General features: G+C 46.0%; 17 protein-coding genes. All 17 read left to right on the top strand.

The window, feature by feature from the left end; translation table 11 throughout:
• The first annotated feature begins 43 nt into the window (after positions 1 to 43).
• Positions 44 to 2,059 (top strand): DUF5722 domain-containing protein, encoded by a 2,016-nt coding sequence (locus H8Z76_RS01845; protein WP_186981480.1) that lies wholly within the window; start codon positions 44 to 46, stop codon positions 2,057 to 2,059.
• Positions 2,060 to 2,256: 197 nt separating this feature from the next.
• A complete protein-coding gene (locus H8Z76_RS01840; RefSeq protein WP_186981479.1) occupies positions 2,257 to 3,594 on the top strand; it encodes an ATP-binding protein in 1,338 nt (445 codons plus the stop codon).
• A gap of 144 nt (positions 3,595 to 3,738) precedes the next feature.
• Positions 3,739 to 6,918 carry an N-acetylmuramoyl-L-alanine amidase gene (locus H8Z76_RS01835; protein ID WP_186981478.1) on the top strand — a complete coding sequence of 1,060 codons (3,180 nt, stop codon included), beginning with the start codon at positions 3,739 to 3,741 and terminating at the stop codon, positions 6,916 to 6,918.
• A 189-nt stretch (positions 6,919 to 7,107) separates the two neighbouring features.
• Positions 7,108 to 7,653, top strand: coding sequence for a hypothetical protein (locus tag H8Z76_RS01830; protein ID WP_186981477.1), 546 nt, complete (start codon positions 7,108 to 7,110; stop codon positions 7,651 to 7,653).
• A 60-nt stretch (positions 7,654 to 7,713) separates the two neighbouring features.
• Positions 7,714 to 9,741 (top strand): hypothetical protein, encoded by a 2,028-nt coding sequence (locus tag H8Z76_RS01825; protein WP_186981476.1) that lies wholly within the window; start codon positions 7,714 to 7,716, stop codon positions 9,739 to 9,741.
• Between the two features lie 19 nt (positions 9,742 to 9,760).
• Complete coding sequence (locus H8Z76_RS01820) at positions 9,761 to 11,803, top strand: glycosyltransferase family 2 protein (RefSeq protein ID WP_186981475.1); 2,043 nt, start codon at positions 9,761 to 9,763, stop codon at positions 11,801 to 11,803.
• A gap of 168 nt (positions 11,804 to 11,971) precedes the next feature.
• On the top strand, positions 11,972 to 13,168 hold the full coding sequence (locus H8Z76_RS01815) for a UTP--glucose-1-phosphate uridylyltransferase (RefSeq protein ID WP_243240378.1): 1,197 nt from the start codon (positions 11,972 to 11,974) through the stop codon (positions 13,166 to 13,168).
• A gap of 56 nt (positions 13,169 to 13,224) precedes the next feature.
• Positions 13,225 to 14,520 (top strand): hypothetical protein, encoded by a 1,296-nt coding sequence (locus H8Z76_RS01810; protein ID WP_186981473.1) that lies wholly within the window; start codon positions 13,225 to 13,227, stop codon positions 14,518 to 14,520.
• Between the two features lie 163 nt (positions 14,521 to 14,683).
• A complete protein-coding gene (locus tag H8Z76_RS01805; protein WP_186981472.1) occupies positions 14,684 to 16,420 on the top strand; it encodes a glycosyltransferase family 2 protein in 1,737 nt (578 codons plus the stop codon).
• Between the two features lie 73 nt (positions 16,421 to 16,493).
• Positions 16,494 to 16,847, top strand: coding sequence for a DMT family transporter (locus tag H8Z76_RS01800; RefSeq protein ID WP_186981471.1), 354 nt, complete (start codon positions 16,494 to 16,496; stop codon positions 16,845 to 16,847).
• Between the two features lie 32 nt (positions 16,848 to 16,879).
• On the top strand, positions 16,880 to 17,821 hold the full coding sequence (locus tag H8Z76_RS01795) for a glycosyltransferase family 2 protein (protein WP_022515642.1): 942 nt from the start codon (positions 16,880 to 16,882) through the stop codon (positions 17,819 to 17,821).
• A gap of 13 nt (positions 17,822 to 17,834) precedes the next feature.
• Positions 17,835 to 19,610, top strand: coding sequence for a hypothetical protein (locus H8Z76_RS01790; protein WP_186981470.1), 1,776 nt, complete (start codon positions 17,835 to 17,837; stop codon positions 19,608 to 19,610).
• 15 nt (positions 19,611 to 19,625) lie between these two features.
• Complete coding sequence (locus tag H8Z76_RS01785; protein WP_186981469.1) at positions 19,626 to 20,870, top strand: lipopolysaccharide biosynthesis protein; 1,245 nt, start codon at positions 19,626 to 19,628, stop codon at positions 20,868 to 20,870.
• Entirely contained in the window at positions 20,854 to 22,404 is a 1,551-nt protein-coding gene (locus tag H8Z76_RS01780; RefSeq protein ID WP_186981468.1) for a glycosyltransferase family 2 protein, read from the top strand. The genes H8Z76_RS01785 and H8Z76_RS01780 overlap by 17 nt, the downstream gene beginning before the upstream one ends.
• A 39-nt stretch (positions 22,405 to 22,443) precedes the next feature.
• Positions 22,444 to 22,647: a DNA-directed RNA polymerase subunit M gene (locus H8Z76_RS01775; RefSeq protein WP_186981467.1), complete on the top strand. Its 204-nt coding sequence runs from the start codon at positions 22,444 to 22,446 to the stop codon at positions 22,645 to 22,647.
• A 111-nt stretch (positions 22,648 to 22,758) separates the two neighbouring features.
• The gene (locus H8Z76_RS01770; RefSeq protein WP_186981466.1) at positions 22,759 to 24,168 is read left to right on the top strand and encodes a sugar transferase; all 1,410 of its coding nucleotides are present in this window, start codon (positions 22,759 to 22,761) and stop codon (positions 24,166 to 24,168) included.
• Between the two features lies 1 nt (position 24,169).
• Complete coding sequence (gene cps2T, locus H8Z76_RS01765; protein WP_186981465.1) at positions 24,170 to 25,330, top strand: beta 1-4 rhamnosyltransferase Cps2T; 1,161 nt, start codon at positions 24,170 to 24,172, stop codon at positions 25,328 to 25,330.
• The last annotated feature ends 3 nt before the right edge of the window (positions 25,331 to 25,333 follow it).

Raw genomic sequence — 25,333 nt, 5'->3', positions numbered from 1 at the left:
ATGGAAAATGCTTGAATGGGGAAGGAAGGCAAGGAGCATATAAATGAGAATGAAAAAGGTAAGACGTTGTCTGGCACTGGCATTGAGCGTTGGTCTGATCTTCGCGGATGTCGCGCCGACGGGGGCGGCTGAGATACAGCAGACAGAACAGGCCGTGGAAGCAGATGAACTGAGCACCGATGAAGCGGATGATATGCTGTTTACATCGGATTATTCGGCGGATATCGGGCAGGAAACAGAAAATGAATCCACTGAAACAGATTCTGCCGCAGAGGAGGGCATGCGTGAGGAAGAAGCGCAGACCGTGGTAACTACCGATGAAACGGCTGAACTGCTTGGCACAGACGGAAGAACGGTAGATTATTACAGTCTGCCGGCAGACGGCGGAAGCTGGACAGGCACGCGCTACTACAAAAAAGACGGAAGCATGGCAAAGGACGTGTTCTTTTTTGATGGAAGCTATACTTATTATCTGATGAGTAACGGAACGCCAATGCGTGACAGCCTGACATACCATCCGGACGGAGAGCATATCATCTATTTTGACGCCAGTGGTCATGAGGTGTTTACGAATTTTCAATATTGCCCGAGTGTGGGCTACACCTGTTATTTTGATTCCAATGGTTATATTTACAAAGATCAGGTTACCTTTGTTGGAAACAATGTGTATTATCTGAATGCGAATGGTGCGTTAGAACAAAATGGCTGGTTTCAGTTTGCAAACGGAAGAGATTACGGATACGCGAATGGGGATGGAACGCTGATGACCAATGGTTTTTCCTATGATCCATGGGGAAGAGTTGTGTTCTACCACTGGAACGGCATGGTCGCACGTGGGCTGATCACGGATGGCGCATGGTATTATCACATGGATGAAACGGATGGACATTATATCGGACAGTTTCCGAATACATCGGTAACCATGACTTCCAAGAAGGGACTGCAGGGGACAGAAGGTGTGCTGTCGGATACGGGACTTGGCGTGAAGCATTCGGCAATCAATGTCATGATCAACCAGCTTGTCTCAAAGGAGCCGACCAAGTGGTCTTTTAATTACAATGGAACAGATTACTATTTCACGGATCCGGGCGGGATTGATGAGTATGTAAAAAAGGCAAATCAGATGGGAGTTACGGTAAGTATCATTCTTCTGATGCCGTGGGATGAGACAAAACAGAATCTGATCTATGCGGGCGGCAGAAAATCCGGGCATAAGTTTTACGCGATGAATCCGGATGATCCGACGGTGGCTGCAACGTTCTGCTTCCTGGCACAGCGTTACGGACAGGCGGACTGCCACATTGATAACTGGATTCTGGGAAATGAAGTAAACATCCCGAATACCTATAATTACTGTGGAACACTCGACTTAAATACAAACGCGTCGATCTATGCGGCGACATTCATTCAGCTGTATAATGCGCTTCAGAATTTAAATCCGGGGGCGCGGGCATATATCCCGTTTGATCATAACTGGACGAGCAATGAAAAAGGAACCGGGATCGCGGCAAAGAATTACCTGACGGCGTTTTGGCTGGCGGTCAATGCGAGACAGCCGGGTGTGAACTGGAACATTGCGTATCATCTGTATCCGCCGGTGCTGACAAGCTCCAAAATGTGGCTGCCGAAGTATACGAAATATACGCCAAACAATGAGAATGCGCAGTACATCAGCGCAGCCAATCTGAATGTGCTGACGGATTATGTGCAGAACCATTTTGGCGCGGGAACGAGGATCATCCTGTCCGAGCAGGGCTTTACCAGCCGTGAAGGAGAAGAATATCAGGCGGCGGCACTTGCGTATACGTTTTACGCGGCGCAGTTTAATAACATGATCGATGCGGTGATCTTCCGATCCTATGAGACGGATCCGAATGACGAGGGACTTGACCTTGGACTGAAAGAGACCGGAGGCAGGGAACGACCGGCATATCAGGTGTTCAAATACATGGATACGGCAAATGGGACTTCCTACACAGATCCGTATCTATCAGTGATCGGTGTGAGCGGGTGGTCGCAGATCGTACCGAATTATAACAGTCTGGTAAACTGGAATTAAGAAAAAGAATAACCGTCTAATTTGGGGCTCTTGCATAGCCTGAAGTTGGACGGTTATTTATTTTTATTAATTTTTGCTCTTATTCGGTTGAAAAACGCAAAAAATTACCACTTATTTGGTTGAAAAATGCAATTCAAAATGGATTTTTCGGTTCAACTATGCTACACTAAATAAAAGATTCAGGGAACGAGGTGCGTATGGAACGAAAAACTTTAAATGAATTACTGAAATGGAAAGAGAAGAAAAACAGAAAACCCCTGCTTTTGACAGGAGTTCGGCAGTGTGGAAAGACTTATATTATAAAAGAATTTGGAAAAAAAGAATTTGAGGATACAGCATATTTTAATTTTGATGGAAACACTGGATTACAGTCTGTTTTTGATTTTGATTTTGATGTAGGGCGGATTGTTGATGAACTTGCGAATGTGGTTTACGGAGACAAGATTGTTCCGGGCAGGACATTGGTTGTTTTTGATGAGATCCAGGATTGTCCGCGTGCCATACAGTCACTTAAGTATTTTTGTGAAAATATGCCGGAACTTCATGTTATTGCTGCGGGTTCCCTGCTTGGCGTAGCACTTCGAAAAGAAGGTATATCCTTCCCGGTAGGAAAGGTAGACCGTGTTGAAATGTATCCAATGAGCTTTGAGGAGTTCGTGATTGCAGATGGTGGAGAAAAATACATTAACGGAATTAAAAAAATGGCATTTGAAAGAGAAATTCCGGAAATGTATACTGTGCCGTTGGAGAAATATTTAAAGAATTATTATATTGTCGGAGGCATGCCGGAAGCGGTGCAGACTTGGGTAGATACTCATGATTACAAAGAGGTGGAAGAAGTTCAGGACAGGATTCTTAAAGATTATGCTGACGATTTTGGTAAGCATACGATATCAGATACTACGACGAAGGTGCGGTTGATCTGGGATGCGATTCCTTCACAGATAGCAAGAGATAATAATAAGTTTATTTTTTCGCATGTAAAGCAAGGTGCGAGAGCAAAGGATTTGGAAGATGCGTTGGAGTGGATCGTTAATGCGGGAATTGCCTATAAACTGAATCTGGTATCGACACCGGAACTTCCGTTAGCAGGAATGGCAGATAATACGTATTTTAAGGTTTATATGTCAGATGTAGGGCTTCTTCGGAGAAAATCAAATGTGAACTATAGAACTGTTCTTGAGGGAGATGCTTCTTATATTCATTTTAAAGGGGCATTGACAGAGAATTATATTATGACACAGTTGAAATGTATGGGAGTCGAAAGTTATTTTTGGAGAACAAAAGCAGATGCGGAAATAGACTTTATCACAGATTATGAGGGAATACTTCTTCCTATAGAGGTAAAATCAGCGGATAATACGAAAGCCAAGAGTCTGCACCTGTTCTGCAACAGATATCATCCCCGGATGGCAATTAAGACTTCTTTGAAAAATGTGGGGGATAACATGGATGGTGATACACACATATGGAGTCTTCCGTTATATGCAATTTACAAATTAAAAGAATATGTAATTCATGAGATGGGGTGGTAAAAAAGCAGATGCAGAATAACCGAAGACATCATATTAAGAAAAATTTAAGAAAAAACTTTTCACATGGAAAGGTTTGCCATTTGACGGATACCGGGATGTGGAGTAAACTAAAAAGCAGAAATCAAATTAAGGAGAGGAGAACAGATGAAGAACTTGAAAAAGCGCATGGCTGCCATTTGTATGGCATTGCTGGTAAGTACATCCATGCTGCCGCTTGATGCATTTGCGGCGGAATATACCGGCAGCACGGAAAGCGCGACAGAAGTAACAACAGACGTTCCGGTATCGGGAGATACGGAACAGCCGGCAACAGAGGTGCCGGTAGACACGGAACAGCCGGCGACAGAGGTGCCGGTAGACACGGAACAGCAGACAGAGGCACCGGCGGACACAGAACAGGCCGTAGAATCGGACGCAGCCGCATATGAAGCAGTAGAGGCGGAAGCGGAAGAGGATGCAGCCATGGAAGAACAGATGGACGCAGAGGATGAAGCACTCGAGGAAGAGGATGATACAGAGGAAGCCGATACCTTACTGGCGGGAAGTATCAATTATCTTACTGTCGATGCTGCGCAGATTCAGGCTCCGGGAACACAGAATGTAGTTGTCAGCATTGGAAGTGACGATACGACAGTAGACAGTGCGACACTTTCTTATAAGAATGTGACAACAGGAGAGGAAAAAACGGTTGCGGCAGGCACGATCAAACCGGGAGCTGTTCTTTTCTCCATGAGCTATTCAGATACCAGCGAACGTTCGGTATATCAGCTGAGTGGCGTTACATATACAATCGGCAAGCAGACATTTTACGCAGACTTTGCGGCAAATGGAATTGATGCGAAATACGGTGTAAATCAGGAGACTGAGACCAATCCGGATGCTGTTATGACGGATGATAAAGCAGACGAGGAAGCACAGACAGACCTGGATGGCGCGATCAGTGTGGTTTCTATTGATGAAAATGGAAATGAAGTACAGGAATCTTCCATCGCGGAGGCGATCGATGCCGCAAGCGAGGGAACACCGGAGTCAGCGGTCAGTGTACAGAGTGCGGATGAGACACTGCTGACAGCGAAAAATGTAGTTGTTGTACTGGATCCGGGACATGGTGGATCCGATTCCGGAACAACCGGCGGCGGTTTAAAAGAAAAAGATCTGAACTTAAAGATCGCACAGTACTGCAAGGCGGAATTAGAGCAGTATTATGGTGTGACAGTCTATATGACAAGGACAACCGATACCTATGTGAGTCTGGATGACAGAACCACAATGGCAAAGAACTGGGGCGCAAATGTGATCGTAAGTATCCATATCAACAACTCCAGCAGCACATCGGCGTCCGGTGTGGAGATTTATTATCCGAACAGCAATTATAACAGCCAGATTGGAAGCCAGGGCTCTGCGCTTGCCTCCAGGATTTTAAGCCAGCTGACGGCACTTGGACTTACAAACCGCGGAACCAAGATCAGAAACGCGAACGATACTACTTATCCGGACGGAAGCAAGGCGGATTACTATTCCATTATCCGGAATGCGAAGATCAAAGGATTTCCGGGAATCATCGTAGAGCATGCGTTTTTATCCAACAGCAAAGATGTAAGCTTCCTTTCATCGGATGCAAACTTAAAGAGGGTCGGTGTTGCGGACGCGACCGGTATTGCACAGTACTTTGGACTTTCCAAACAGGCATCCATGTCGATCGACAGTATCACAACGACGGAATCCAAGGGAGCGCTCACGGTAAACGTAGGTTATACGACCAATGCATCCGGTATTCAGTTCCGTTACACTTACTATGATGTAAATAAAGGCAGCTGGGGATTGATCTCTGAGTGGACAACCGCATCCAGCGTAAAATGGAAACCGACACCGGGAACTTACTGGATCCAGGTTTCCGCGATCGACAGCAATAACATTGCAAAAGTTTCAACGGTCGGATTTCAGAATAACACAGACTACAGCAAGAGCTATCTGGCGTTAAACGGAATCTGTTATCAGGTCAAAGATCACAGTATAGATGCTGGAGTTGCTTACGAGACAGATGCTTCAAGTGTACAGTTCCGTTGGCTGGCGTATAACCTGAAAACACAGGAATGGTCAAGTATTTCGGATTGGTATGCCGGAAACTGGACAACCTGGTATGCAAAAGCCGGAGATTACTGGCTGTATGTAGAAGCAAAGACAAATGATGGCGTGACAAAGAATTATACGATCTGTTTCCACGCGGCAGAAGATCATACGAATGATTATGTAAACTTAAATGGAATCTGTTATCAGATCAAAGATCACAGTATAGATGTCGGTGTGGCTTACGATTCGGGAGATCCGAAGGTGAAATTCCGCTGGCAGGCATATAATCTGGATACCGGCGGATGGGAGACCATCGCGGACTGGAATGGAGGAAACTGGGCAACCTGGACACCGCATGCCGGAAATTACTGGTTACAGGCACAGGCAACAACATCTTCCGGAACAGTGGCTGCGTACACGATCTGCTTTGCGGCAACGAAGGATTATTCTGCAGACTATATCAAAGTAAACGGTGTCTGCGTGGTTCAGTCAACCGGAAAGGTAGATCTCGGAGCATCTTATGAAAGCAATGATTCCAATGTGCAGTTTATGTGGCAGATCTACGACCTGTCCTCCAGCCAGTGGACAACGATCACAACCTGGACAGGCGCGAACTGGACAACCTGGAAACCGGCTTCCGGTTCTTACTGGATCTATGTGACCGCGCGTACCAGCAAGGGAAGCACGGCAACGTTCTGTCAGGGAGTTACCTTAAATATGGGATATGCCATTATGGGATCTTCCGGGACGACATTGACGCAGATGATCAACTACTATAACTCCAAGGCAATCTATCCGACGTTTTATATGTATTCGGATGCACCGACGATTATGGACTTCTGCCGGATCTATGTGGAGGAGTGTACGGCGGAAGGCGTGAAGCCGGAAGTAGCATTTTGTCAGACGATGAAAGAAACAGGATTTCTTACATTCGGTGGAGATGTGAGCATTACGCAGTATAATTTTGCAGGACTTGGCGCTACCGGAAACGGAGCAACCGGCGACAGCTTTTCCTCCGTGCGTGAAGGTGTGCGTGCCCAGGTACAGCATTTAAAGGCGTATGCGTCAACCGCATCATTAAGCTACCCGTGTGTGGATAAGCGTTTCTCCTATGTTTCCAGAGGATGCGCTCCGTATGTGGAATGGCTTGGTATTTCTGAAAACCCATATGGAAAAGGATGGGCTACGGCAAAGAAATATGGCTACAGCATTGTAAACGGTTACATCAGCAAACTGCTGGCAGCTGCAAAATAAAAATGAAATAGGAAAAGGCAATAGCCGTCACTATCACGAGCATGTGTAGTGGCGGCTGTTGCTTTTTTCGGGCGGATGGGATTGAACATTGACAAAGTCAGTCAACTAGCAGTATCATATTCTAGGTGTATAGCAATTTTTAAGCTATGCTGACTGACACAATAACAGGAAATCAGGAGAGCAGGAAAGTTGATAAAAAGAAAAATGATATTGGCGTTGATGCTCATGTGCAGTGTCGGGGTCGTGGGATGTGGAAACAGACAGGATCCCGTGCAGCCGGAGACAGAGACACAGGCAGAGACGGGGACGGAAGTCCGGACAGAGAAGGAAGCGGGAACAGAGTATGTGATAGAAGACGCTTCTGAACAGACAACTGAATTTTATCTGCCGAAAGAAGAGACCGATAAGCTTGAGGAGCAGTACCGGGAAGTACTCACACAGATAAAAACAGCAGTTGCGGATCGGAATATGGGAGAACTGGCGCAGTATGTCGCCTATCCGTGTTATGTCGGAATACCGGATGTGATCGCAGTGCGGAGTGAGGAAGAATTCGAGGCGCTGGATGTGGATCAGGTTCTTACAGAGGAACTGGTCGATGTGATCGAAAATACGGATATTGATTCGCTGGAACTTTATGATGCCGGCTATGTGGTGTCCGGGGAAAGCGGAAAGCCCAATATTACGATCGGAACCGGGGAAGACGGAAAAGTCGGGATCACCGGGTTTAATTACTAAGTATTGTCTGACACTTGAATAAGTGGATTGCAATAGAAGCCAAAAGATAGGAGAGAAGATATGAAAAAAAGAATGCAGCGATTTGTTGTGGCGCTGATGGCGACGATGATGTTTACATCGATATCACCGGTATCGGCGCTGGCAACAGAAATGCCAGTACCAGTGGAAACGGAAACAGAAGTTCCAACCGAACCGGGAGAGGTAGAACCATCTTCTGAGATGGAAGAAATTCCACAGGTTCCGGAAGAGGAAACAGAAGCGGTACCGGATGAGGAAACGGAGAATGAAGCGGCGGTAGAAGCGTTAGAACAGCAGCTGGAAGAGGAAAATCCGATCGTGGAAGAGGACGTAGCGCCTGAATTATTACAGGCGGCGGACAGCTATCTGAATCTGACCGGGATCTGTTATAATATCAGAAACAATGGCGTAGATGTCGGAGTTGCGTATGATACAGACGCACAGAGTGTGGATTTCCGCTGGGAAGCATATAATCTGGACACCCAGAGCTGGTCAGTTATTGCGGACTGGAATGGAGGAAACTGGGCGACCTGGACACCGACAGCCGGAAATTACTGGCTGCATGCGGAGGCAAGAACCGCAAGCGGACGTACAGCGGATTACACCATCTGCTTTTACGCGCCGAGAGATTATAACGATAATTATCTTGCACTGAACGGAATCTGCTATATTGACCATGGACATACCATTGATGTCGGTGTAAATTATGACACCGCAAGTTCTTCGGTACAGTTCCGTTGGCAGTCCTACAATCTGGATACCCAGGGATGGGAAACCATTGCGGACTGGAACGGAGGAAACTGGGCGACCTGGACACCGAAAAAGGGCAATTACTGGTTGCAGGTACAGGCGAAAGCAGCTGACGGAAACGTAAAGGCATATACGATCTGCTTTGCGGCAACGAAAAACTATTCCACAGATTATGTAGACTTAAACGGAATCTGCATGATCCAGGATTACAACAAAGTAGATATGGGTGTATCTTACGAGAGCAGCGATTCCAATGTGAAGTTTATGTGGCAGGTCTATGATGTAAATGCCGGAAGCTGGACAACAGTTTCAAACTGGAGCAAGTCAAACTGGACAACGTGGAATGTGACAAGCGGTTCCTACTGGGTAAATGTCACAGCGAGGACAAGCAAGGGCACAGTAGAGAGTTTCTGCCAGGGGGTAAATCTCCAGGATAAGAACTATATTGCAATCAACGGAATTACAATGAACAAGCACAGTCATTCGGTAGATCTGAATGTAAACTACACAAGTGGCGATACAAATATGAATTTCATGTGGCAGATCTACGACCTGTCAACCAACACCTGGACAACCATTTCTGACTGGTCGGCATCGACACAGGCAACCTGGAACGTATCAAGCGGTTCTTACTGGGTAAACGTTACAGCAAGAAATGGCGCCGGAAAAACAGTTTCTTATTGTGAAGGCGTAAACTTACAGAGCAAATTCAATTATGTCGCGTTTGGTAACTCCCTGACCGCACATCCGATCGTAGCAGGTCTGTGGTGGGGCAACTGGGGAATGGCAGCAACTACACCGGATAAGGATTATTTCCATCTGGTAACAAGCGGATTACAGCAGGATTACGCAAATGTTACTGCAAGCTGCCATTATCTGAAATCCTGGGAAGAGGATACCAACCGGAACAATCATCTGGGCGAGATGGATCCGTATCTGAACGCGGATGTGGATCTGGTAACGATCCAGCTTGGCGACAACATTGTTGCGGGAAAAGAAACATTATACAATGACTTTTATAATATCGTAGCGCATGTAAAGGAAAAGGCACCGAATGCACAGATCATGGTGGTAAGTTCTTTCTGCTGGCCGGATCCGACAGTAACGGCGGCACAGATCAACGCCTGCAATGAACTTGGGGCAACCTTTATCGATCTTTCTCCGATCTCCGGAAATCCGGCATATCGTGCAGGAACAGGCGGATCTGTTTATGGAGAAGATGGCGCATGGCACACGATTACAAACGGTGCGGTAGGCGCGCACCCGAATGATGCGGGATTTGCTTATATTGCGCAGCAGATTCTTGCAAATATCAAATAGGATTTAGAGAAACAGGAATATGAAGACATTTGAAAATAATCAGGTTGAAAACTGGATACAGGAAAATCATGCTGCAGTAACCGCGGAAGATAAAATGGTTGACGATGTACGCTTGTTTGCGAACGAGTGGGAGATCGTAGAGCAGGAAAAGATGGCAGCAGAAGATGATCTGCACAACCCGGTTTATGCCGGGCAGAGTGACCGGATCAAACGGCTGAAAAAGAAAAAAATATGGAAGTTCATCGCGCCGCTGTACAGACTGTATGCCAATGTCAAGGTGAGGATCATTCTGATCTGCAAGACCAGCAAAAAAGAAGTGATCGGAAGCATCGTGCGGAAGATGAAAAACAAGCTGTTAAGTAAGATCATGATCAAACGGCGGAACAAACGCTTTATAGCGAAGATCACTTTGAGCAAAGAGCAGCTGGAAGAACAGAGAAATACAAAATTTTCAAAAGATGTGAAATTCAGTATCGTGGTTCCACTGTATAACACACCAGAGCAGTTCTTGCGCGATATGATCGGATCCGTACAGGCACAGACCTATGGCAACTGGGAACTCTGTCTGGCGGATGGCAGTGACGCGGAACATGCGGAGGTCGGCAGGATCTGTGGGGAGTATGCGGCAAAGGATAGCCGTATCGTATATCGCAAGCTGGAGAAAAATGAGGGAATTTCGGAGAACACCAATGAGTGTATCAGAATGTCAACCGGAAATTATATCGCGTTGTTCGATCATGATGATATGTTACATCCGGCAGCACTTTTCAGGTGCATGCAGGAGATTGAGAAAAACGATGCGGAGTTTATTTACACAGACGAGATGACATTTGAAAAGGATTCCATCCAGAACATCGTGACGCTTCACTTTAAACCGGCGTTTTCCCCGCAGAATTTAAACGGTGTAAACTATATCTGCCATTTATCCGTTTTTAAGAAGTCCCTGTTAGAAAAGACAGGACTTTATGATAATCACTATGATGGCAGTCAGGATCACGACATGATCTTAAAACTTACCACAGTGGCAAAACATGTGTCTCATATTCCGGAAGTATTATATTTCTGGAGAGTTCATCCGCAGTCCGTTTCCATGAACATCAACGCAAAGACTTATGCGATCGATGCGGGACGAAATGCGGTTAAGGATAATGAAGCGCGGCTTGGAAGAAAGACAGAAGTTTTTTCTTCCTGTATCTGTGCTACGCATTATCGTCTGGAATACGAACTCCAGGAAAATCCGCTGGTCTCCATCTTTGTTGTGAATAATGGCAGCGGGAAAGGACTGGCACGGCTGGTTGATTCCATCGTAAAGCGTACAGAGTATGACAATTATGAGATCTGTATCGCAGACTTTGGCAAATCTTCACGCGAGACGCAGCAGTTTCTTGCGCTTGCAGAACAGGAACCTTTCATTCAGGTGAGAAGATTCGAAGAGGATGTGACACCGGCAGCAGCATGCAATCAGATGGCAGAGAGCGTGAGGGGAGAGTATCTGGTATTTTTGGAAGCGGATATGGAGATACTGGATTCGAGATGGCTGAACCGTCTGCTTATGTATACCATGCAGGATGATATTGCGGTTACCGGATCAAGGATCATTGATCCGGGAAAATTTGTGCAGGAAGCCGGATATATCATTGGTATCGGCGCGGATGGAATTGCGCATCCGGTTGAACACGGAAACACGTTCAGTGCGCCGGGTTATATCGGCAGAATGTACTATGCGCACAATGTCAGTGCGGTTTCCATGTGGGGAATGATGGTGGAAAAGAAAGCGTTCCTTGAAAATGGAGGCTTTAACAATAAGCTCCAGGGGGTATATTACCTTGGGATTGATTACTCTTTAAGACAGCGAAAAGCCGGAAAACAGGTTGTGCTCGAACCATATATCATCAATGAGACACATGAGCTGCGGCTGACAAAGCTGGATGAAAACAGAGTGCGTGAAAAAGACGCGCAGGAAATGAAAACAATGTGGAGCACTGTGCTTGCACAGGGTGATCCGTATTATAATAAGAATTTTGCGAAAGACGGATCATTTACCTATGACATGAATTCATAAATTAAAAAACTTACCACAGTCCCGGAGGCAGAAAGGCTTCCGGGGCTTTTTTGTAATGGCGACGAGGAAAATGGACGAGTGCCCGACAGTTGCAATTTTCGAAAAAAACTGATAAGATATGGTAAATAGTTAATTGGAGAATATTACAAATAAAGGATGACAAAACAAATGGGTGATCAGTTTTACTATGTGGATAAACAACTGAGAAAATTAGAGGGGAAAGAAAAACAGGAATTACAAAAGAAGATAGATGAAATCGACTGGTCAATCTTAGACGCGGTAGAGCGCAGAGAGACGATCACGGAGCGCGGGGTGTTTGCGCCGCTTGACGCAGTCGAAGTAGATGAGATAGCCGCAAGGGCGGATGAGTTTAAAAAGACAGGACTCGAAGCGATCCGCGCCGGAAAGATCGGGGCGGTGCTTCTGGCAGGAGGCCAGGGCACAAGATTGGGCTATGATCAGCCAAAAGGAACGGTCAATATCGGGATCGAGCATGATATCTACATTTTTGAGTGTCTGATGAAGAACCTGATGAAGGTGACTGATGAGGCAGGCGTGCCTGTACCGCTCTATATTATGACCAGTGTGAGCAATAACAGGGATACGATCGAATTCTTTGAAGAACATAAGTATTTTGGATATGACAGATCTTATGTGAAGTTTTTTAAACAGGAAATGGTACCGACCGTTGATTTTAAGGGGCGCGTACTGATGGCGTCCGAGACGGAGCTTGCCATGGCGCCAAATGGAAACGGTGGATGGTTTTCCTCCATGGTTGTAGACGGAATGTTAGAAGACGTACATAAGCGCGGCATTGAGTGGATCAATGTGTTCGCGGTGGATAACGTATTACAGCAGATCGCGGATCCGCTGTTTATCGGCGCAACACTTGCGTCCGGCTGTGAGAGTGGCGCGAAGGTTGTGCGCAAGGCGGCACCGGATGAGCGTGTCGGTGTGCTCTGTACCGAGGACGGCAGACCGTCGATCGCGGAATATTATGAGATGACCGATGAGATGGCAACCGCACGGAAAGAAAACGGAGATCTCTTGTATGGATTTGGCGTTATATTAAATTATCTGTTCCGGGAAGATAAACTGGAAGAGATCGCGGATCGTCATATGCCGATCCATGTGGTGGAAAAGAAGATCCCGTATATGGATGAAAAGGGCAATCGTGTAAAACCGGAAAAGCCGAATGGATATAAATTTGAGACGCTGGTGCTTGATATGGTTCATATGATGAATGACTGTATTCCTTACGAGGTCGTGAGGGAAAAGGAATTTGCGCCGATTAAAAACCGGGATGGCGTAGATTCGATCGATACGGCAAGAGAACTTTTACGGGGGAATGGTGTTTTGTTATAAGTAAAAAACGGCATTTGCTGTTTTTATAAACAACTAAACATAAAGGAGGAAGAGTAATGAAATTGATGTACAGAAATCTTGCCGGAAAGCTTACAGTGTTTTTCGCGGCACTGCTTTTGATGCTTCTGGTACACGCGCCTGCAGTTCACGCTGCAGAAAAGGGGTATTACAGCCTGAAAGATGACGGTGGTACGTTTGATGGTACAAAGTATGTTGTGAATGGGGAAACCATCACAAATGCATTTTTCTTTGATGGAGGCTATACCTACTATTTACAGGCTGACGGTTCACCGATGAAAGACAGACTGACCTATCATCCGGATGGGGAACACATCATTTATTTTGACCAGAATGGTCATGAGGTATTCACAAATTTCCAGTATTGCGACAGCGTCCAATATATCTGCTATTTTGACAGCCAGGGATATTTATACAAAGACCAGATTACATTTGTTGGTGATAAAGTATATTATCTGGATGGGGACGGACGTATGAAACAGAGCGGCTGGTTTCAGTTCGCGAATGGCAGAGATTACGGTTTCGCCAACAGTGACGGAACATTGATGACAAATGGTTTCTCCTATGATCCATGGGGAAGAGTTGTATTTTATCACTGGAATGGTATGGTAGCGAGAGGCTTGATCACAGATGATGTATATTATTACAACATGGATGAGACAGACGGCCATTACCTTGGACAGTTCCCGGTTCCGAAGAAAGTGGTATCACAGATCGAGAACGTAGGTTATGATCAGAACGCGATTGAAGCGGATGTTACTTTGACTGGTTCTGGTACTGGATGCCATGCGAAGATCGTAATGGGAACTCCGACTGCAGCGGTATCTTTTGGTATCCAGTATGATGCGTGCGCGGTAGCACCGTATACCGGAAAGACTATGGCAATGGTAGAAAATGTTATGTCCAATGATCCGGGACAGCAGCAGTATTTCAGACCTGGTGACAGAGAACTGGCACTCGGACAGACCTACCACCTGATGCTGGTAGTAAATCAGGATGGTTCCGGTAACGTATATCTGGACAATGAAATGATCGGATCATTCAGCAATCCAAATCTTGCAGCAAAAGATCTCTCTCTCAGAATTGAAGCTTCCGGCAGAAAGAATGGAGATCAGGTCACAGCATCATTTAAAAATGTAAAGCTGAAAAAGGGTATGTCAAACTATACGGCGCATGCATGGAATACGGTAAACTATCAGTCCAATCCGTCCATGAATATGATCCGCAACGAGTGGGATGACATTACATTTACAGGTTCTATTTCCGGACTTGGAGCCGGAGACGACTGGGATAACAGATACAATGACGTATCCTATGTGGTTGCATATTACTAAACCGGTGTTTTAAGATCCGAAAAGATAAAAATTATAAAATGGGTATGAAAGCTTTCCGGCTTCCATACCTGTTTTTTTACTGTCCCGATTATTTGCATTTTCCCGAAATTATGGTAGAATATACTCGTATTTTTATGTAAAAATGGAAAGCGAGAACAAGATTATGAATGATTTTGATACAGTGAATATGAACAAAGCGCAGAAAACCGTGTATTATCTCAGGGAGTACGGCTTTCATTACACCATGCGCCGGGCAATGAAAAAACTCGGATTTAAGGTGGACGAGGATTCGGAATACATGACATGGGTGCGCAAGCAGCAGTGCAGTACCAAAGAACTGGAACTTCAGAGCAAAGAAAAGTTTCCGTTTATGCCAAAGGTAACGGTGTATGTGGAAGGCTGCGGAGAACAGGCAGCGGATGCGGGCTTTACCAAAGCGGCGTTTAAAAAGCAGTCCTACCGTGTCGCAAAGGTGAAAGTTGCGTTGGAGCAGATGTCACTGGATCATCTTTTAAACGAAGATGACGCGGATGTGTTTGTATTTGCGGCGGCAGGAACCAAACCGCGGAATCAGTATATATATGACTGTGTGAAGGCAATGAATGAAGACGTGAAGCTTCTGTATGCGGGAGAGGGCAAGGAAGATACCTTCCGGCCGCTTCTTGTATACACAGATGAAGATCGCATTACACCGGATGGCAAACGCTATGTAAAACCTTATTTCAAGCCGGATATGAGTTTGGAGCTGCTTTGCAACTTCCAGTATGTCGGCGGCATGTTCGCAGTGCGCAGAGAACTGCTCGAGCAGTTCCGCAACACGGATGTGGAAGTATTCGGAAACGGCTGGTACGATCTTTTGTTTTACTGCTTTGAACATACAGAAAAGATCGCGCATATCCAGGAAGTGCTTTTTTCCAGACGCGGGGCGGATACCACACGTTTCGGGCGCAGCGAAGACAGGGGACAGAAGCGTTACATTGAGCGTCACTTAAAGCGGACCGGTGTGGACGCAGTAGTGGAAAACAGCGAGGTACCGGGATTTTACCATGTGAAATACCAGATCAAGGGAAATCCGTTACTGAGTATCATCATCCCCAACAAGGATCACATCGATATTTTAGACCAGTGTATCCAGTCCCTTCTGCACCACAACAATTATCAGAATTTTGAGATCATCATCGCGGAAAATAACAGTACGGAGCCGGAAACCTTTGAATATTACGAAAAGATCAAAAAGGTGGACAACCGGATCAATATCGTATACTGGAAAAAAGAATTCAACTATTCTGCGATCAATAATTTTGCGGCAGAATTTGCGGCAGGTGAGCTGCTGCTGTTTTTGAACAACGATACCGAACTGATCAGCGCGGACAGCCTGACGGAAATGATCAGTTACTGTTACCGTCCGGGCGTGGGCGCGGCGGGCGCGATGCTTTATTACGAAGATGACACGATCCAGCATGGTGGGGTTGTGATAAAGATCGGCGGATTTGCGGCAAACGCACTCTGGAGTCTGACAGACCGTGACGAACGCTATTATCCGTATTCCGTGACGGCGAGAGAGTTTACCGCATGTACGGCGGCATGCCTCATGATGAAAAAATCTGTTTTCCAGAAAGTAGGCGGATTTGATGAAAAGCTGGTCGTGGCACTCAATGATGTGGATATCTGTATGAAAGTCAGAAAGAGCGGAGAACTTATTATGTTCAATCCGTATGCGACACTGCATCACTATGAATCCAAATCCCGTGGTTTTGAGAATACGCCGGAGAAACAGGAACGTTTCAACCGTGAGATCGCGTATTTCCAGTCCAAGTGGGAGAAAGAGCTGGAGGCCGGAGATCCGTACTATAACAGGAACCAGACACTTCACCGCGCGGATTACACCATGGACTACTAAATTTGCATTCACATGCGTCATCTGATACAATAGAGCGAATAGAACGCAGGCGCAGAAATGGAGGAAAAAGAGCATGCAGTTTCTTTTATGTGCAGTATATGTTGTATTTACGATATCAGGGGTCACCTTTATGAAGCTTGGAAGTATGGCGGAAAATTTAAAGGGCTTTATCGTTCCGATTGTGAACCTTCGTATCACAGGGCTTTCAATGGTAGGTTATATGTGTTACGGGATCAGCTTTTTACTCTATACGGTCATCATCAGCAAGTTTGAACTCGGATATATCTCACCGATCCTAAGTGGTGTGGTACAGATCGTAACACTGATCGTTGCGTTTTTTGTATTCAAAGAGCAGTTTTCCTTAAACGCGGGAATTGGCGCAGCAATGATCATTGCAGGCGTTATCATTATGAACTGGAAATTCTAAAAAATCACAGAATATAATTTTAGGAGAAAAAAATGGACAAGATTGCAGTATTGATACCTTGCTATAATGAGAGCAAGACCATTGAAAAAGTAGTGACAGATTTTAAACGTGTGCTGCCGGAGGCAGTGATCTATGTATATGACAACAATTCCACGGATCATACAGATGAGATCGCGCGCAAAGCCGGAGCGGTCGTACGCTATGAGCATCGTCAGGGAAAAGGAAATGTCATCCGCAGAATGTTCCGTGAGATCGATGCGGAATGTTATATCATGACGGACGGGGATGATACCTATCCGGCAGAGTCCGCACCGGAAATGATCAAAAAGGTGCTTGAGCGCAACGTGGATATGGTAGTGGGAGACCGTCTGTCTTCGACTTATTTCACCGAGAACAAGCGTCCGTTCCACAACTTTGGAAATTCGCTGGTCCGCAAATCGATCAATCTGCTGTTTAATACCGATATCAAGGACATCATGACCGGATACCGGGCATTCAGCTATCAGTTCGTAAAATCTTTCCCGGTTCTTTCCAAGGGATTTGAGATCGAGACCGAGATGAGCATTCACGCGGCAGACAAAAATATGTTTGTTGAGAACGTGATCATTGAATACCGTGACCGCCCGGAGGGCAGTGTCTCCAAATTAAACACTTACTCAGATGGATTCCGTGTGCTTCGCACGATCGCAAGACTTTACCGTACTTATAAACCGATGAACTTTTACGGAGTAGTTGCGGCAGTGCTCGCAGTGCTTTCTGTCGGATTTTTGATCCCGATCCTGGTAAAATATTCCCAGACACATCTTGTGCCGAATTTTCCGACACTGTTTGTCTGTGGTTTTGTGATGCTTGCAGCGATCCAGTCGTTTTTCTCCGGCATGATCTTACAGACGATCAGCCAGAAGAACCGTCAGGATTTCGAGATGGAACTGCAGCATATCAATGACAGCAAAGAAGAGAAAATGGAGAAATAAGTAGGAGAGTATTATGGTTTCACTGGCGGCATCAATTTTTTTCGCAGTATCCTATCTGATACTGGCAGGCGGATTTTATTTTCAGAAGAAATCGGATGAGAAGTTTTACGGCATAACCTGGCTTGCACTCATTTTTGTTATGATACAGTGCTATCATGTCTTTATAGCGGCGGTGATCAATGTCATCCATATACCGGTCAACCTTGTGACCTTTGGTATCTTTGATCTCGTGGCGGCTGTGTATTTCTGGCTTCCGGTCTATAAAAAGAAAGAGACACAGAAATATATTTACGGGATCGTGGATGTCATATTCCTGATCCTTGTGGTTGTGGCAGTCGTATGGTTCGCGAGAAACCGCTATTATGGTTTTCATCTGAGCATCAATTATAAAACGGTAGATCCGGCACCGCGTTTCCGAGAGGCAATGGATTTTGTCAACGATCAGTCCATCAGCCGTATGTTCTACGCGCAGGTGGTGAACGGCACGATGATCGAGCTGCTCGCGCCGTTTGAACGTGTGGACTACTATTATCGTTTTTATGTGCTGAGTGATGTGGTACAGCTTTTGATGTCCGGCGTGATGTTCTTTGGCGTGATCCGCAAATACATCAAAGGAAAGTTCCTTGCGGCGGCAGGTGTGATCGCTTCTCTGATCTTTTTACTTGGCTATCCGTTAAACAGCACGATCTACGGATTTACTTATCTCGGCATGAGCCTTACGCTGGTTGCAATGCTTTTTGTTGTAACGGATCTGTTTATGGAAGAGCGGCTGACAAAATGGTTTCATATCTTTTTGCTGATGCTTGGCTGCCATGCGATGTTCCAGTGCTATGCGCTGTTTATGCCGGTGACCTACCTTGCGATCATTTTCGCTATCTTCTTAAAACAGTATCGGAAGAAGATCTTAATCTCAAAAGATACGGTAGTGACCTGCCTTGCGGTATTTTTATTCCCGTGTATTTCGGGACTGTGGTACACCTACATGGATGTGTTTGTAAAAGATGATGTGTCAGTCGGCTCCGCGATCTCGGCGGAGGGAGCGATTTACCGTGATCTGTATTCAAACTTCCTGCCGTTTCTGCCGCTCGCGATCTATGGATTCGTGAAGCTGATCCAGAGCAGAAAGAATAAGATGATCAGCTGGTTTGCACCGTTTTTTGCCGCATTCACACTCGGAATGTTCGGGCTTGCGTACCATAACCGTTCGGTATCTACCTATTACTTATACAAAGATTATTACATGCTGTGGCTCATCGTATGTGCGCTCGCGTTTTACGGTGTTTATCGCATGACAAAAGAGGCACGCGCAGTTACGGCATGCTACATTGGTACCTGGGCATTTGTCCTTTTATTCTATGTGTCCGGGCTGGAAAACCGGATCTATAACAACAACAACCTGTTTATGGACAGCATCAAAGGACCACAGTACAATGATCTGGTCTGCTTTAACTTAAATACCATGAAAGAACCGCCGTATGCGGAACCGCGTATGGAGATGGCACATTATATATATGAGGAGCTGCTTGAGACCGGAAAGACAGACAAACCGGTTCCATGCGCGTATAACGATGACCAGTTTTACTGGTATGAGGGTGTGACGAATCAGCGCCTTTCCGATTATATGTACTGGAAATCTGATTATGATACATTTAAAGAGAATCTCGAAGAAAACTGTGATTATGTCAGTGTAATGATCGACAGCAGGATTTATGTGGACAATCAGGAATATTTTGATTCCATGGAAAAAGTATTTGAAAACGAGATCGGTTTTGTGGCAAAGGTAAAATAAAGATTAGGTGTGAACATGGAAAACAGACAGGAAAAATCGGTTCAGCAGAACATGATTTACAATACAGTTGGCTCACTGGTATATTATTTCTGCCAGTGGGTCATGACAGTACTCATCGTCAGGATGTCAGGCTTTGAAGACGCGGGCGTCCTGTCGCTTGCAATGAGCGTTACAGCGGCGCCGGCGATCGTCGGGCTGTTCAATATCAGAAGCTATCAGGTGTCAGACTTAAAGGGACAATATTCGGATTCGGTTTATATCCGCTCGCGTGTGTATACGAATCTGATCTCCTTTGCGGTCTGTCTTTTTGTGGTGATTTTCAATGGATATGCGTGGGACAAGGCAGCAGTGATCCTGATGTTCATGTGCTTTAAGATGGCAGAGGGCGCGGCGGATGTCTATTACGGGATCGACCAGAAAAAAGAGCGTCTCGACTATGCGGGAATTTCTCTAACCATGCGTGGACTGGGTTCTCTGGTACTGTTTTGCGTGGTATTTCTGTGGACGAAAAATCTGTTTCTGTGTGTCCTTTTTATGTCCGTTTTTTCTTTTGCGGTGGTATTTTTCTATGATAGAAAGATCGTAAACGGGCTGATTGGAACGGAGCGGACGGCGGCGTTTGCGCAGATCAAAAGTCTGCTGCTCACCTGTCTGCCGCTTGCGATCGTTGCCTTTTTGAATAATCTTTCGCTTACCATACCAAAGATCTATCTGGAACGTTATTACGGGGAGACGGTTTTTGGGATCTATTCTTCCGTGTCATCCCCGACGATCGTGGTACAGCTGGCGGCAACCACACTGTTTGCGCCACTGGTGCCGGTTCTGACCAGACAGTATCAGGAAAAAAATAAAAAAGAATTTCAAAAGATCCTGTTAAAATTCTTTGCGCTGATCCTGGCGGGGACCGTGCTCGGCGTGATCCTCTCGGTATTTTTAGCGGATTTCGCGCTTGGAATCTTATACGGGGCGGAGATTAAACCGTACACCGGACTTTTCATACCGGTCTTTTTTATCGCGGTACTGATCGCGGTCAATGCAAGTCTCTTTTCGGTCTGCACACTGATCCGTGAGATCAGAAGCCAGTATGCGGTCGGACTTGCGGGGATCGCGTCTGCGTTTCTTTTATCGGTGACGGCAGTAAAAACATGGTCTTTGGACGGAACGATCGTGGCATTTGCGGGAACACTGATCCTTCAGATCGCGATCCAGCTGTTTCTGATCGTGCGCAAAGTGAGGAAAATGAATGGGAATCGTAAGTAAAACAGTTGGTGTATACAAAAGATACGGACTGAAAGGGTTTTGTACAAAACTGAATGAAAAGATAAGCTCTCCGATGCGTACCTACGGAAAACGTGTGGCAGAATTTCTGACGACGGAGGAAGAACTCGGCGCACAGCGGGAACATCGTTTCCTGGTGGAGCCGTGCATCAGCATTGTGGTTCCGGCATATGAGACAAACGAACAGTTTTTAAAGGAGCTGCTCGCGTCACTGGAAGGCCAGAGCTACGATAACTGGGAGCTTTGCATCGCGGACGGGAGCAGAACCGATCAGGTAGAGCGGGTGATCCAAGAGCGCATCAGACAGTATGAGGATGCGGGATGCCGCTACAAGATCCGCTACGAACGCCTGAAAGAAAATAACGGGATCTCCGAAAATACAAACGAAGGTTTAAAACTTGTGACCGGAAGCTATGTCGGTTTTATGGATCATGATGATGTGCTTGAAAGAAACGCGCTTTTTGAAGTGGTAAATGTGATCAACACATTTCCGGATGCGGATGTGATCTATTCGGATGAGGACAAAGTGTCCCATGACCTGACGCGGCATACACAGCCGCACTTTAAACCGGATTTTAACCTGGAACTTTTACGGGATAACAATTATATCTGTCATTTTCTTGTGGTGTCACGTCCATTGCTTGCGGATATCGGAGGATTCCGAAAAGAATACGACGGCTCACAGGATTATGATTTTATCCTGCGCGCAACGGAAAAGGCAAAACGGATCTGTCATATTCCCAAGATCTTATATCACTGGCGGATGCACGCGGCATCGACTGCCGGGGACAGCGACAGCAAGGAATACACCTTTGACGCGGGAAAACGGGCGCTTGAAGCGCATTTTAAACGTCTAGGGATAGAAGCCGAAGTAGAAAAACGCATCGAGGTCGGCTGTTTCCATATCCGCTACAAAAGAAAAGAAGCAGAGCGGGAGGAAGATTATATCCTGCTGCTGCCGGATGGCGTAAAACCGATTACCGGGGGCTGGAAAGAGGAACTGATCTCCTGTTGTATGCAGGAACGTGTCGGGATTGTCGGCGGAAAGACGATCGGCACCAACGGAAAGGTGCTTCAGAATGGATATATCTGCGGAAAAGGCGGAGAAGTGAGAACTTTATTCGCCGGACTTCCGGAAAAATATAAAGGTTATTGCAGGCGTGCGGTGCTCGCCCAGGAGGTCGGCGCAGTCTCGTTCGCGTTTGCGGCAATCAAAAAAGAAGCGTTTGACCGCGTGGGCGGTGTGGATGAGACACTTCCGCATCCGTATCTCGAGATGGATTTCTGCAGGCGGCTCCGAAAGGCAGGGTATGCAGTCGTGCAGGCATCCGGCGTGGAAGCGGTCGTGGAAAAAGAACCGGATTACCGCAGTATCTGTGGAAAAAAAGGATCCGATGTGCTGCCGCTTACGGAAGCAAAGAAAAAACTTGCAAAAGACGTGGAAGAAAGCGGATCATCTTACGATCCGTGCTATAATCCGAACTTTGCGGAAAGCGGAAAAACGTTTACGTTATGACCGAAAACGGTGATAGAGTGGGAGGAAAATGGGAAAGCTATGATAAAGATATTTATATGTCCGAAATGCGGATGGATGCGTGAAGTATCGCGGAGAAAAGAAGTCGAATGTTTTAAATGCGGTGAGAAACAGATGGTGCCGGTAAAACTTACCTATGAAAAGTATGCGTATATGACACCGCAGGAACGGGCGGATTATGCGGAAAGCTGGCAGTATATCCACAGGGGCGATAAACAGAGTTAAGAAACATTTAATATAATTTCCGGTTGTCCAAATGATATTTGTATTGTAAAATAAGAAACAGATATTACAAAAATATTACAAAAAAACCAGAAATTGTAATGAGGCAAAAAGATGTATAAAAAAGAAAATAAAAGTTGGGCAAAGCATCTGGATTTTACGCTGCTTGACATTGCGTGTCTCCAGCTTGCGTTTTTGCTTTCCTACTTTCTAAGACTGGGGATCTCTCTTCCATATCGAAATGAGCAGTATCAGAGACTTGCTGTGATCCTGGTCATGATCGATATTTGTGTTGTTTTTTTCGCGGAAGCCTACAAGGGGATTTTGCGCAGAAATAAATATCAGGAATTAAAAGCAGTCATTATCCACTGTTCCGTGATCTTTCTCGGACTTCTGGTATATATGTACGCGACAAAACAATCAGCAATCTATTCGAGACAGATGTTATTTGTATATCTGTTCCTTTCCATTGTGTTTGAATTTATCGGAAGGGTAACATTAAAGCGCTATATCCGCAGACGGATCTTAAACAGCCGTTACCGTTCCACGATGATCATTGTGACAACCAAAGAATATGTGGAGGAATGTTTAAGAAACTTTGAAAATATGGAATACACGGAATTCTCGGTGGACGGTGTCGTTGTCGTGGACGAACAGCTCAAGGGCACTACGATCCGTGGCGTGCCGGTTGTGGCGAACGCGGATGATTTCTTTGAGTATGTGCGGACGAACGTGGTGGATGAAGTATTCATAAACGGAAACACCAGAGAAAGCAGTGAGGCACTGGCAAATGACCTGTTAGAAATGGGGATCATTGTGCATTTCAGCCTGGTAGAGGAATCCCAGATGATGCCAAACCGCATGATCGAGCAGGTCGGCAGATATCTGGTGCTCACATCGAGTATGAAGATCGCCTCTTCACGAGAGCTGTTTTTAAAACGCTGTATGGACATTGCAGGAAGCCTGATCGGACTGGCACTGACCGGGATCGCGTTTGTGATCTTCGCCCCGATCATCAAGAAGCAGTCGCCGGGACCGGTGTTCTTTGCGCAGGTGCGTGTGGGAAAGAACGGAAGACAGTTCAGGTTTTACAAGTTCCGCTCGATGAACGTCAACGCCGAGGAACAGAAAAAAGAGCTGATGGCGCAAAATGAGATGGACGGGCATATGTTTAAGATGGCTAATGATCCGAGGATCTTTCCGATCGGAAAATTCATGCGGAAATATTCCATCGATGAACTGCCGCAGTTCTGGAACATCTTAAAAGGCGATATGAGCCTGGTCGGAACCAGACCGCCGACCGTGGAAGAATTTGAAAATTATGATCTGAAACACAAGGCGAGACTCGGGATCAAACCGGGGCTTACCGGAATGTGGCAGGTCAGCGGACGCAGCGATATCAAAGATTTTGAAGAAGTGGTCGGACTGGATACTTATTATATCGCGCACTGGGATCTTGGACTTGACATCAAAATCCTGTTAAAAACTATCAAGGTCGTAGTGACCGGACGAGGATCAGAATAAAATGAGACATATTTATATTATAGGCTCCAAGGGAATCCCTGCAAACTATGGCGGTTTTGAAACGTTTGTGGAGCAGCTGACGGCGGGGCGCCAGTCGGAAGAGATCGTGTATCATGTGGCATGCATGGATGAAAAGGCAGAGGTTGTGCGCTATAACGGCGCGGAGTGTTTTCATCTCGTGGTGCCGTCCATAGGACCTGCGAAGGCGGTTTATTATGATTTAAAGGCGATCGCCTGGTGTCTGCATGATATCAGAAAGAATAACATCAAAGACGCGGTGGTCTATGTGCTTGCATGCAGGATCGGGCCGTTTATCGGAACATGGAAGAAGCGCCTTGCGGCATGCGGGGCAAAACTTTATGTAAACCCGGATGGACATGAGTGGAAGCGTGCCAAGTGGAATTATCTCATACGGAAATACTGGAAATTTTCCGAAAAGCTCATGGTAAAGCACGCAGATCTTCTGATCTGTGATTCAAAGAATATCGAAAGCTATATCAGAAGAAGCTATGCGAAATATCATCCGGCAACGACATATATCGCCTATGGAGCGGCGGAAGCAAAAAAAGAAACTGCGGAGACCGCAGCGAAACTGGATGCGTGGTATCAGGAACACGGCGTGAAAAGCGGCGGATACTATCTGGTGGTCGGACGCTTTGTGCCGGAGAATAATTATGAGACCATGCTGCGGGAATTTATGGAGTCCAGAACCGATAAGGACTTTGTGCTGATCACGAATGTGGAGCACAATAAATTCTATGAAAAACTGCAGGCGGAGACCGGATTTGACAAAGATGCGCGGATCAAATTTGTCGGAACCGTATATGACGCGGCTCTGCTTGCGCTGATCCGGAAAAATGCCTACGGATATCTGCATGGGCATGAGGTCGGAGGAACCAATCCGTCCCTGCTTGAGGCGCTCGGAAGCACGGATCTGAATCTGCTTTTGGATGTCGGGTTCAATTCAGAAGTGGCAAGAGACGGCGCGTTATACTGGAGCAAGGAGCCGGGAAATCTCGGCAGACTCTTAAAGCGTGCGGATGAGATGAAGGAAGCGGAGCGAAAAGAGCTTGGTGAGCGGGCGAAGGAGCGGATCCGAAAAGATTACAGCTGGCCTTATATCATAGAAAAATATGAAAAACTGTTTTTAGAGCAGAAGTAGGAA

This window comes from Roseburia yibonii (genome assembly GCF_014297335.1).
GTDB lineage: Bacteria > Bacillota > Clostridia > Lachnospirales > Lachnospiraceae > Roseburia_D > Roseburia_D yibonii.
The sequence above is the reverse complement of the archived record's forward strand: the minus strand, read 5'-3'. Positions and strand labels throughout refer to the sequence as shown.